Below are 11,863 nucleotides of genomic sequence, written 5' to 3' on the forward strand. Positions count from 1 at the left end.
AAGCAACCATACGAAGGGAAAAGTTATGAGCAACGCAAAAGACGTAACTGACGCAAGCTTCAGCACTGATGTCCTGGCTTCTGAGAAGCCGGTCATCGTGGACTTCTGGGCAGAGTGGTGTGGCCCTTGCCGCAAGCTCGGTCCCATCCTTGACGAGATCTCCGTCGAGTACGGTGACAAAGTTGATGTTGTGAAGCTCAACGTCGACGACAACCCTGCCATCGCCGCCGAGTACGGCATCACGTCCATCCCGGCTGTGTACCTGTTCAGTGGGGGAGAAGTGAAGAGCACTGTCATCGGTGCCAAGCCGAAGCAGTTCTTCGAGAAGGAATTCGCGGACGTCCTGTCCTAGGGTCGATTCCTCACCTTAATCCAATAAAGCCGGCGGTTGCTGCTCTTCACAGAGCGGGAGCCGTCGGTTTTTTTGTCGTTATTGGGTTATGAACCATATCCGTTTACTTTTCCTGGTCCCGTTACCGTAGTGGGCCTGCAGTCTGCTCGAGGGGCGCTTTTCACTTCTCCCTACCTGGGGTAGGCAAAACTTTGACCCTCTCTCACATCCCACGCCCATGAACCCCACCCTCTCTCACATCCCACGCCCATGAACCCCACCCTCTCTCACACCCACTCGGGCCGTCGTTCTGCGAGGTAACATGCTGATCCGAAGTGATTAGTCGGGACTGTGTGATCGGAGACTTTGGAGAACTTCAGTTTCTGAATGCACCATCCTGAAGTGGATGCACCCTTGAACAAAGCCCTATGGATCTTAGACGTGCGATGCCAGGACCCGGGAATCGGGAATGAAACTAGTAGCCGCAGCTTCGTCCTATCAGGCAAATAGCTCAATATCGCCTGAGGGGTAGGCGTGTGGGATCGTCCGTTTTCGGCATGATGCTACCCGCAGTACAGGTCACCACAACGCGTGTCGTTGTGCCCCCGGCCCGACCAGGGCAACCCATCAGCGTGAAGAGCTCAGAAAGAGGCTCGAAGCAAAGGGGATGCTGATTGCTCCACGGAGTCTTGTCCGGCTATCCCCAGATTCAGTTGAACTGACTACCAGGCCAATTCCTACGCCCGAGCCTGGCTTCATAACCCAGCGACTGCCGGAACTCCCGGTTCGTAAATACGTTCACTGCAGCACGCTCTTCCCACGGATGCAGAATGTGATTCGTATCCGTCGTTTCGCGTGAAACGTCGACGGTTAGTCCTCCTTAGGCGCATAGTCCATTGACCTTGCGCAGGTTTCACGTGAAACATGCTTCTATTGTTCGGTTATGGCCGCATGAATTGTGCGCCGGCCGGTCGGCTCTGGCACCGGCCGACCAGGCGTGACGGCTGAATAGTGGCGAAAGCCCGCCATTGAGATGCTCTCGACGAGTATAAACCGCAGGATCCTCCGGCTACTCTTGTCAGTTTCGGCGATCCCCGGAGTCCTTGGTCATCGCACTGAGCCTTTCTGACAGAAGAACGCGTCAGGGCAGCTCGTGGGTGGGCGCCTCGCTCCGACGGGCCTACGTCGCTGTTGAGGAGCATTGCGCGGCAAAGCAGGGAGGAAGAATGGGCCTTGCGAAGGACATCAGCCGTGCAACGCCCAATCGCACACCCTCACGTCCTCATAAGAACCACGAAGAGTGGGGTACCTACCCTAAACTGAAACGCCTTTGAGACTGTTCAGATCGGTGCCCTGAGACCCTCCCCTTGATACACAGATGCAACGACTATTGGGGGTCCAGTGGCCACAAAAACATCGAGAACACTCTGAGTAAGGTGCATCCAGGCCGCCAGCGGTTCTGCAATCACCCTATAGATGCATTATGACTTGGGCGATGAAAGGGGCTACCGCGACTATCCGGCAAAGCTAGGGCGCCGGCCTGCATGATTGGGGTGCGTGCACGCTCAATGGATCAGATCCACGCGGGGACCCTCTGCTCGCCGGTGCCTTTCCACAAACAAGCTCTGGGCCAATGCACGTTGAATGTGCTGCCGCCACGTGTCTATGAGGAACAAGCACGTGGAACAATGCGCGCACTGAACCACGGCATGTTTCACGTGAAACACGTCAGCCCGGCCACGACCACATGCCAAGAATGCTTTGCCATGATGTAGCGGCTTGACCGGCAAAGAGGCGTCCATAAGCATGCGCAGATGCGTTCTTGGTCTGCGACTCTAAACTTGTCGCAGCAGGAAGAAGATGCCACCTCAGTGCTGATCTCGGTTTCCCGGAGGGGCTTAGTACTTCAGCACACTCAAACCCGCTATGGATCAAATGCAGGTCGTGGCGAGCTGAACTTTCCAGCACTAGTGAACCTGCAATGCAACGATGTCCAGGGTTGTCCGTCACCACCGACTGCGACGCGCCGTTCGGGACTGACCGACCTCATTGGGAAAGCGCGAAGCCTAGGACGGCCTACGGTCGGGCCTAGGGGACCCCTAGGGGAATAGACACCATGAATCGAAAGAACTGAATGAAGAGACAGGCTGTCCAGAGATGGTCGTCTAACCGACGGCCGGAGGTGTCCTGCGATTGCCGAATTGCAGGACGCCAACAGACGTGCCAACTACTCGAAACATGTCCACCGTCGGGAAATACAAACATGCGGCCGGCAAAGGCAATCAGCCGTCGGCGCCGCGATGTTTCACGTGAAACGCCGTATAGTCCCGGCCTGAATAACAGTGATCCTCCATGGATCATAAGACGACGTCGTCTCCAGCAGGCTCTGACTCTTACAGGTCCAGGGCTCCTGGGAGCAGTTCATATTCCGCCACAAGGCGAGCAGCCCTTTACCGCTCGATCTTGTGTCTGTGACCGTTGTGCCCCAGCATAGAGGCGGACGGGTCCAGGGGATTAGGCCGTTCGGGTCAGCCCACGCCCGCGGCGTCCGCCTACACGTATAGGCTCAGTCCCTTGGAGAATGCGGGTCACTCAATCACATAAGCCAGCGCGTGGGAGCACGCGGAGTGTCGTACTTAAGACATCGGATGAATCGCCGGGAGTCAACGGCCTCCGGTGCGTAGTAGGACGGTCAGCTGGACCGCCCCATTGATCCCAAAGCTTAGGTGCCATGGCAAACTACGACGACGTAGGATCCCCGGCTCGTTGACGCTCTTCATGCGCGATCCGGTACGGCATTCACTGCTAAGCATCAGAGCATCAGGACGCACTTGCTGAGGTCATGGAGCAGCTTCACCCGGTACAGTTGTCCACCGGTGGACGACGCACAGGGGCAAGTTGTGCACAGCTTTATCCACAGGCTTATCCACCGCACATGAGATTATTCACAAGGCATCATTTCGCCGAACCGTAGTGGGCGGGACCCCGCCAAGGAGGGTCGAGTCTTCTACTCTCTGCCTACCAGGTAAAAGTGGGCACGCACCGCGAGTGTACATACGGAAAATCAATGAATCGAGGGGCCAAACACGAAGAATTACGACTATGGCCGCCGGTGGATAAATCCGCCATGGATAGGGCCCTTTTGAAGAAGGAGCACCAAAGAAGGAAGGAGGACTCCTCGGCACCTCAACACACTCTGGGCCTCAAGAGGGACTGCAGCTCGGCTCAGGTTATCCCCAGACTTATCCACAATGATATCCACCACGATATACACAGGTAACTAAAGGTTCCCGACTATGTGTAGACGCTCCAGTCGACGTCCTGTTTCACGTGAAACACGAGTCGTTGATGTTCGGTGGGGGAGCAAGCAGCATAGGTCGCCAAGGGCTCACGTCTAGTTCTCGACACTCTCAGCGGAGTCTTCCCTGAAGAGGACAAGGATGAAAAGAGACGAGCACGCGCCGGCCCGGGCGACATCTGACCAATCCGGTTCACAGCGTCTCATCAACGCGTCCAGGGGTTAGGTACATGTACACGTTCCGGGGGAATACGACCATCCTCTGACATTACGGAAAGCCTCCCGCCCGAACGTTGCCTGACGGATCCGTACTCCAACTTGGAGGGTCAATGCTGTAACAGAGGGGCATAGGCATTAGTCGGGGGACTATTTCCGTCTGCTCGACGGCCACATTGGCGGTACCGGCACAGCGACAGCCCCCGTCTACGAAGCTAAGGATGGGACAAGCTTCGACAGGCATGCCAGATTCGCCAACACCTGCTGCTGTACGCAATATTAGCCCGTTGGTGCCTGTTAGCGCCGGACACACGGGCTCAAGGGCCACAGATGTGAAGTTCCTCGCGACGCTGCGGAGGAACCAGCTGCCCAAGTTCCTGGCGGTTAGCCTAGGTTCCAAAGCCCATTGACGCCGAAGGAAGGGTGCCTACCTGATATAGCTGCCAAGGACTCACCGGCTCCGCACTGGGAGAGGGCCAGTCTGTTCGAAGACCTCAATGTCTCTCTCTCATCAGCCCGAGCGGATTTGGTAGCGCGCGTAAAGCTGAACACAACGCCTCAGCCCTGGCAATCCGTTACGCCTGCGATAGGCCAGTGGTCGTGGCAGCACCTCCGGCAACCACTGCCGGCTCGAGCGCGAGCAGGAGAGGCCGCGATGTGCTGTCCTGGAGAGCGACGACGCGGAACCCCTAAGGACATGGAGGAGTCTGCTGCTGGCCTATTAGCCAATGGCCGCGAACCGTCAGGCTTTGGCTAGGAGGCAAGCTAGCTACGCATCAGCTGTTCCGCATTGATGCATTCTTGGTTTCAGGATCGTCAATTATGGGGACGCAAACTCTTGCACCGCGTACTGCCAAATAGCCTTGCCCCGACCTTCGGGCGATATGGTCGACGGAAGAACCGCACCCCGGTGAGAATTGTGGCCATCTAGTCGACTCGCCCTTGAACCGTCGGTTGTGAAAGAAGATCACATACCTTCGAATTGGATTCGGTGTCCCTACCAGCTAATCCTTACCTTTTGCGGTTTTATAACCGAACCTTAGACTCAGTTGTTTCACGTGAAACAGCGCCAGAGAGGAGCGTGCCCGGAACCGGCTCAATTCCCCCCCGTATGCCAAAGATGCAAACCCTGGTTCTAGACGCTGGATATCCGATATTGCATGAGACTTCACCATCTCCAAGAAACCGCAATGCCAATGCGCCGACCGCCGAACCAGTGCTTAGCCGAAGATCGATTGCATGCCACCGAGCTACTAAGAGTGTGTTTCACGTGAAACAGAAGCTTCCGCCGAAAGTTCAGATACGCGCGTGCCCTCGGCTACTAGAGAAGAGCAGCCTGGGGATCCGCGCAGAACTGGGGTAAGTGTTCATGTGTGGTGAAAATTCACTGACGGGGGCGTGCTCCACGCGGGTTCCCTTCGCACCCTTCGCGCCCGAATCCACCGGCATTCGGGAAAGCGTTGCGAATCGTCGACGGCGATCGGACGCGGCGGGCACCGTATGCCATAAGCCGTCTCCCGCACCCTCTGCCGCCTCCTAAGCCACGGGGAGACCTGCAGAGTGCCAACGTTCGACCCAGCTCCACGCGCACTTCGAACCCCTCAGCCCGGCAAGGTGCGCACCCAAAAAGTCCTTCTCGCATGTTTCACGTGAAACATGCTTCGTCCGTCTCGCTTCACGGTGAGTGTAGGGGAATCTTGAGTGAAGAACGTATCCCAGCCACTGACGGTGGGGCGAACGCTCTACGAAGGCGTAAGGTCCGCAAATCCCGGTATCCAGGACCTTGCCGAGCACAGCTTCTACCCACCGACCAAGAGAGTCCCTTTAGGCCAAATCGACTCATACGGCCCTAGGAATCCGTAGCAAAAGCCATGAGGATGCCACGCGACTGGTTGGTTTATGGTGCTGAATCAATCAGTGCCCTCCGCAAGGACTCCCGTAGCCAATTCGGAGAGGCCTATCTGGACACACTACGTAGAGCAAAACTGGGAAGGTACGAAAACTGCGGATGATCGAAAACCAAAATGGGGCCTACTCGACGAGTAAGCCCCATTCAGTTGGTTCACTACAATTTAGCCTTCGGTGCCGGGGCCAAGCACATCCATGATGCGGTTGAGATCCTCAACGCTGGCGAACTCAATGCTGACTCGGCCTTTGCGTGCACCCAAAGTAATCTTCACATTGGTGTCCAGGCGGTCCGAGAGTGACGACGCCAAGTAGTCCAAACGCTCGTGGCGCGCATTGGGTTTCGGGATACTGCTCTTGGCGGGAGCAGTAGGATCTTGATAGAGAGCCACTGCCTCTTCTGTTGCCCTCACAGACATCCCCTCGGCCACAATCTTCTGAGCCAGGCGTTCCATCGCAGCGGCGTCCGGCAGGGCCAAGAGTGCCCGCGCATGGCCGGCCGACAAAACACTCGCTGCTACACGCCGCTGGACCAGGGGCGGGAGCTTCAGCAAACGGAGTGTGTTGGACACCTGCGGCCGAGAGCGACCTATGCGGTCTGCAAGCTGTTCGTGAGTGGTCCCAAAGTCTTCCAAGAGCTGCTGATAGGCAGCAGCCTCTTCCAGAGGGTTCAGCTGGCTGCGGTGGAGGTTTTCCAGCAAAGCGTCGCGAAGGAGGTCGTCATCAGTGGTATCGCGGACGATCGCAGGGATGGTTTCGAGCCCTGCGGCCTGTACCGCACGCCAGCGACGCTCACCCATGACCAATTCATACGGTTCTCCACCCTTTTCGGTTGAAGTACGTACAACAATTGGCTGGAGGACGCCGATTTCGCGAACGGAGTGAACCAGCTCGGCCATGTCATCTTCATCGAAGACCGAACGCGGCTGTTTACGGTTCGGATGGATGTCACCGACCGGAATCTCGGCAAAGCGAGCACCAGGAACTTCAACCAGCTCCACGTCCGGTGTCGAGCGAGTAGTGGACTTTGTTGCGGCCTTTGCCGGCTCCGATTCATCCGTCGTGTGATCAGAGGGCACTGACGCTCGCTTGGGGGCAGGCTTCGATGCAGATGTCTTGGAGGTGGCGGACTTGGTTGACGCCTTGGAAGCTGCCGCTTTGGGCGCTGGAGCCTTGGCAGCGGCCGGCGTCGCTGCCGACTCCTTCGACGGCTCCACAGCAGCGGAGTCCTGGATCGGAGCTTCTACTGCCGGCTCTTCGGACTTCCGGGCTTCCGGGAAGAAAAGATCCACAGGACGGGAAGGCGCCCCGCCGTTTCCCTGGGCCGCGGCCGAGCTAGGAATGAGAGCCCCAAGACCCCTACCGAGGCCCCTTCGCTTTTCGCTCATTGATTCATCCCTCCGATGAAATGGCCGAGCACGGAACTGCTCAGGCTGTTGCAGTGTTTCAAGAATTCTAGCGTTCAGCGATTTCGGCGGCGGCTTCCATGTAGGAGAGCGCGCCGCTCGACGAAGGATCGTAGGTCATGACCGTCTGCTGGTAGCTGGGTGCTTCGGAGATACGCACAGAACGCGGAACCACTGCTCCCAGAACTTGTTCGGGGAAGTGTTGGCGTACCTCGGATGCGACCTGAGCGGCGAGGTTCGTTCGGCCGTCGTACATGGTCAGGAGGATCGTGGACACCTCCAGGTCAGCATTGAGGTGCTTCTGGATCATTTCGATGTTCTTGAGAAGCTGGCTCAATCCTTCCAAGGCGTAGTACTCGCACTGGATGGGAATTAGGACTTCACTTGCGGCACAGAAGGCGTTGACCGTCAGCAGCCCGAGGCTGGGCGGGCAGTCAATAAAGATGAAGTCCAAGCGGCTCTCGCCGTTCTTCTCCCGCTCCTTGGCGTAGACGTCGATGGCTCGCCGGAGCCTCTGTTCCCGGGCAACCAATGAAACCAGCTCGATTTCAGCACCGGCAAGATGGATGGTGGCGGGTGCGCAGATCAGGTTGGGAATATCTGGGCAAGGGGCCACAACGTCCTTCAGGGGAAGGTCGTTGATCAGGACGTCGTAGATACTGTCAACGTCGGCGTGGTGCTCAATGCCCAGAGCCGTTGACGCGTTGCCCTGTGGATCAATATCAATCACCAGGACGTTGAGGCCGGCGGAGGCCAGGGCGGCAGCGATGTTCACGGTGGTGGTCGTCTTACCGACCCCACCTTTTTGATTGGAAACCGTGAAGATGCGGGTTTTATCCGGCTTTGGCAGTTCCCTGCCCACCAGCCGTTCACGCCGACGGGTCTCGTGTGCCAACTGACGGGCGATGGGACTCGAGTCATCAATGGAATCCATCACGTTATGCACTCCATCAGATACGGTTTCACGTGAAACAGCGGCATTATCAACCGAATTAGTGCGCACGATTGCAGACTGAAGAGACGCAGAGGGTGTAGCCATTGCCCGAGCTGACCCCAACGACATAAACGGGGGGATTCGCTGCGTGGAGGTTTCACTACTGCCCACTGGTCACACTCTCACTCTCATTCGGCGCTTGCTGCCGTTCTCTAGCCTAACTGCTCAGCCGCCGACACGCGGGAAACCGAGCGGGTCTCAGGCCGTCTTTCCGGGCTTGTTGACGATAATCCTCACCACAGTGGTGGGTTCCTCCAAAAGCTCCTGTCCACAAACCACAACCGACGTTTCCACGCCGCCAAGTTTGCGGATGACCTTCTTGGCTTTCTCAATTTCTTCGGCAGCGCTGCGACCCTTGATGGCCACAACTTCGCCGCGGCCGTTCAAAAGGGGAATCGTCAGGCCCGCCAGGTTGCTGAGCGCAGAAACAGCCCGCGCCGTCACAACATCGGCGTCCACCATTCCAACGGCCAGCTCAGCACGCGTCCTCATGATGGTGACGTTGTCCAGGCCCAGGTCATCTACGACTTCCTGGAGCCAGATGACACGACGCTCAAGCGGCTCAATCAACGTCAGTTCAAGGTCCGGGCGTGCAATTGCCAGGCAAAGACCCGGCAGGCCTGCACCGGATCCAACGTCGGCGACGTGGCTGTCCATGGCAATGGCAGTTTCGATGACTGCACAGTTCAGTACGTGGCGACTCCACAAACGCGGAATCTCACGCGGGCCAATCAGCCCACGCTCAGTTCCGGAGGTGGCGAGGTGTTCCACGTAGCGCTTGGCAAGATCCAAGCGCTCCCCAAAGATCTTCTCTGCCGCTTCAAGTTCAGCTGCGGTAATTTCGACCATGAGCTGCTAGTCAGCCGAAACGACGATGTGGCGGCCGGCGCCTTCGCCTTCAGACTCGGAAACGAATCCGAGGTCAGCGACGGCGTCGTGGACAATCTTTCGCTCGTAAGCGCTCATCGGCTCAAGGGCCACCGTACCGCCGTCGGCCTTGACCTTGGCCACGGCGTCTTCAGCGATCTGCTGAAGCACGCCGGCGCGCTCCTTACGGTAGCCGTTGATGTCCAGCACCAGGCGTGAACGGCTTTCGGTAGCGGAAAGGACCGAGAGGCGGGCCAGCTCCTGCAGGGCCTCCAGAACCTCGCCGTCACGTCCTACAAGGCTGTCCAATGCGGCCGACTCTTCATCGGCACCAATAGAGATGTACGTGCGTCCGTTGCGGACCTCGATGTCGATATCGCCGTCGATATCGGCAATATCCAGAAGTTCCTCGAGGTAGTCGGCGGCAATGTCGCCTTCTTCTTCAAGACGACTGGCCGTCTTGGACTGCGTCTCTTCCTGGGTCTCGTCCTGGTCTTCAGTCACAGCGGCGATAACTTCTTCAGTGCTCTCGGCAGACATTACTTCTTCTTCCTGTTCTTACGTTGTGGCTGGACGCGCTGTGCCCGGATCTCGGCCGCTGCCGCGGCAGCTGCTTCGGCTTCAGCGGCGGCGTCCGCGGTCTTCTTGCCACCCAGCAGCGGCGGCAGGCCCTTGGCGGCACGGCGCTCCTCCAGTGCCTTGGCGGCAGGGGAACCCGGCGTAGGCATGCGGCGGATGACGAAGAACTGCTGGCCCATGGTCCACAGGTTGGTGGTGGTCCAGTAGATGAGGACACCGATGGGGAAGTTGATGCCACCAATACCGAACACGAGCGGCAGGATGTAAAGCATCATTTTCTGCTGGCGCATGAACGGGCTGGCCATGGCCTCTTCGGACATGTTCTTGGCCATGATTTGCTTCTGGGTGATGAACTGCGAGGCCGTCATGGCAATGATCATCACGATGGAGAGAATCCAGACTGCAACCTCGTTGCCACCGGCACCACCGTGAAGCAGCGAAGCAGACAGCGGCGCACCGAAGATGCTGGATTCATCGAACTGGACAACCTGGTCGGCGCTCATGGCCCCAATGCCCTTGCCGCTGTTACGGGCTGCGGTGATACCCGACAACACCTGGAACAGCGCGAAGAAGAACGGCATCTGAATCAGCATCGGCAAACATGCCGAGAACGGGTTGGTGCCGTGCTTCTTGTACAGGGCCATCTGTTCCTGCGCCATTGCCTGGCGGGACAGCTGATCGGTCTTGCCCTTGTATTTGGTCTGAAGCTTCTTCAGGTCCGGCTGCAGCAGCTGCATGCCGCGCTGCGCTTTGATCTGCTTGACGAAGACCGGGATCAGGGCGGCACGGATCACCAACACGAGGCCGATGATGGACAGAGTCCACGTCCAGCCGTTCGCGGCGGGCAGGCCAATGAAGCTCAGTCCCTCGTGGAAGCCAACCATGATGATTGACACCAGCCACTTGAACGGAAACATGATTGTTTCAAAGAAGTCCATACGATATCCCTATTCGTTAGGCCGCCGAGCGGCCTTCTTCATCAGCCTGAGCAGCCAGGAACTGGTCCGGATTGTTCAGTACAACAATTGTGGGCGTCCGGCCTTCAGGCCAATGACGATGGCCGGCGGGGACATGGTCCACTCCACCAGCGTTCCAAGGGTGACATTTGGCGAGCCTTTTGGCTGCGAGCCAGCTGCCCTTCACGGCGCCATGCACCGTTACTGCTTCCAGCGCGTACGCGGAGCAAGAGGGAAAGAAACGGCACACCTGGCCGTACAGGGGCGAGATGACCTTGCGGTACGTCTTCAACAAGAGGATAAGAATGTTGCGGGGCAGCTCCCAGAGGAACGTGCCGACCGCCGCCGGCAGATTCCTGGGGGGAACCTTGCCGGAGGGGTCGCTTGAGGAAGGAACGACGGCGGTGCTTATGTCATGCACGCGGTGTCCCTTCCGTTGTGGTGCCGTTGTGTTCAGTCGAAGCGTTGCGTGGAGCTGAGCCACTCAATCGCTTCGTCGTCACTGCCAGTGCGGCGTTGTAGTCCGAGAGCAGTTGCTCCCAGCTGGCAGATGCAGCTGCGGGCAACGCCCGGACCACCACCGCCAGACCCGTTCCATGCTTGTGCAAGGAAAGAGCGCCTGCTTCTCTCAGTCTCCTCTTAACGAGGTTCCTGGTCACGGCGTTCCCGACGGCTTTGGAGACAATGAAGCCGATTCGACTCGGCTCCCCGGCCCCAATAGAGGCCGTATATAACACTAAGTTCCGGCGTCCATTGCGGACGCCGGAACGTACAGTTGTTGAAAAGTCGGTAGACGTCCGCAGACGGTTAGGGGTGGCTAGCACCTTCGAACCCGCAAAAAGACCCTGACCGACAAGTCAGTTATTTACGCCGACAGTTCGACGCGGCCCTTGCCGCGACGGGCAGCCAGGATGGCGCGGCCGGCACGGGTGCGCATACGAAGGCGGAAGCCGTGCTTCTTGGCCCGACGGCGGTTATTCGGCTGAAAAGTCCGCTTGCTCACGTTAGTTACTCCAGTGGATCAAAGGTGCGCCCACCCGATCAAAAAAGGGGAAGAACTGGCCGACGCTAAGTTTTGTATGTGCCTGCCGCCGTTGCCTTCCGCACGGTGAACGTACGGAGTTACAACTGATCTCAAAAGCGGACACAAAGGACTTCACAACGTTAGGGCAAAAAGGCACCCACAGTCAAACCGGGAGCCTGCTGCAGAGCTATCCACAACTGTGCCCAACCCTCGTTCCCAGCCTGTGGATGAAGTGGCTCACAGGCCACAATCCGGAACAACAACGGTGTAATTATCCACAGGCAACT

9 protein-coding genes are annotated in these 11,863 nt (G+C 58.0%); 1 reads left to right on the top strand and 8 read right to left on the bottom strand.

The features are described 5' to 3' along the window. The first annotated feature begins 25 nt into the window (after positions 1-25). Positions 26-352 carry a thioredoxin gene (gene trxA / locus ABQM86_RS22070; protein ID WP_021473158.1) on the top strand — a complete coding sequence of 109 codons (327 nt, stop codon included), beginning with the start codon at positions 26-28 and terminating at the stop codon, positions 350-352. A gap of 5,565 nt (positions 353-5,917) precedes the next feature. Here trxA and ABQM86_RS22075 read toward each other — a convergent pair. From ABQM86_RS22075 to rpmH, 8 genes are all read right to left on the bottom strand, one after another. Then, entirely contained in the window at positions 5,918-7,138 is a 1,221-nt protein-coding gene (locus ABQM86_RS22075) for a ParB/RepB/Spo0J family partition protein (protein ID WP_369745594.1), read from the bottom strand. 67 nt (positions 7,139-7,205) lie between these two features. Continuing rightward, entirely contained in the window at positions 7,206-8,261 is a 1,056-nt protein-coding gene (locus ABQM86_RS22080; RefSeq protein ID WP_280625212.1) for a ParA family protein, read from the bottom strand. 87 nt (positions 8,262-8,348) lie between these two features. Next, positions 8,349-8,999 (bottom strand): 16S rRNA (guanine(527)-N(7))-methyltransferase RsmG, encoded by a 651-nt coding sequence (rsmG, locus tag ABQM86_RS22085; protein WP_207595580.1) that lies wholly within the window; start codon positions 8,997-8,999, stop codon positions 8,349-8,351. Between the two features lie 6 nt (positions 9,000-9,005). After that, positions 9,006-9,557 (bottom strand): R3H domain-containing nucleic acid-binding protein, encoded by a 552-nt coding sequence (locus ABQM86_RS22090; protein ID WP_089597070.1) that lies wholly within the window; start codon positions 9,555-9,557, stop codon positions 9,006-9,008. Beyond that, on the bottom strand, positions 9,557-10,534 hold the full coding sequence (gene yidC, locus ABQM86_RS22095; RefSeq protein WP_207595581.1) for a membrane protein insertase YidC: 978 nt from the start codon (positions 10,532-10,534) through the stop codon (positions 9,557-9,559). The genes ABQM86_RS22090 and yidC overlap by 1 nt, the downstream gene beginning before the upstream one ends. A 16-nt stretch (positions 10,535-10,550) precedes the next feature. After that, on the bottom strand, positions 10,551-11,036 hold the full coding sequence (yidD, locus tag ABQM86_RS22100) for a membrane protein insertion efficiency factor YidD (RefSeq protein WP_207595582.1): 486 nt from the start codon (positions 11,034-11,036) through the stop codon (positions 10,551-10,553). Next, positions 10,966-11,376 (bottom strand): ribonuclease P protein component, encoded by a 411-nt coding sequence (rnpA, locus tag ABQM86_RS22105; RefSeq protein WP_207595583.1) that lies wholly within the window; start codon positions 11,374-11,376, stop codon positions 10,966-10,968. Before rnpA ends, yidD begins: the two co-directional genes overlap by 71 nt. 41 nt (positions 11,377-11,417) lie before the next feature. Next, positions 11,418-11,555 (bottom strand): 50S ribosomal protein L34, encoded by a 138-nt coding sequence (gene rpmH, locus ABQM86_RS22110; protein WP_011776797.1) that lies wholly within the window; start codon positions 11,553-11,555, stop codon positions 11,418-11,420. Positions 11,556-11,863: the final 308 nt, after the last annotated feature.

Origin of the sequence: Paenarthrobacter sp. AMU7 (genome assembly GCF_041200195.1) — a bacterium.
Classification (GTDB): domain Bacteria; phylum Actinomycetota; class Actinomycetes; order Actinomycetales; family Micrococcaceae; genus Arthrobacter.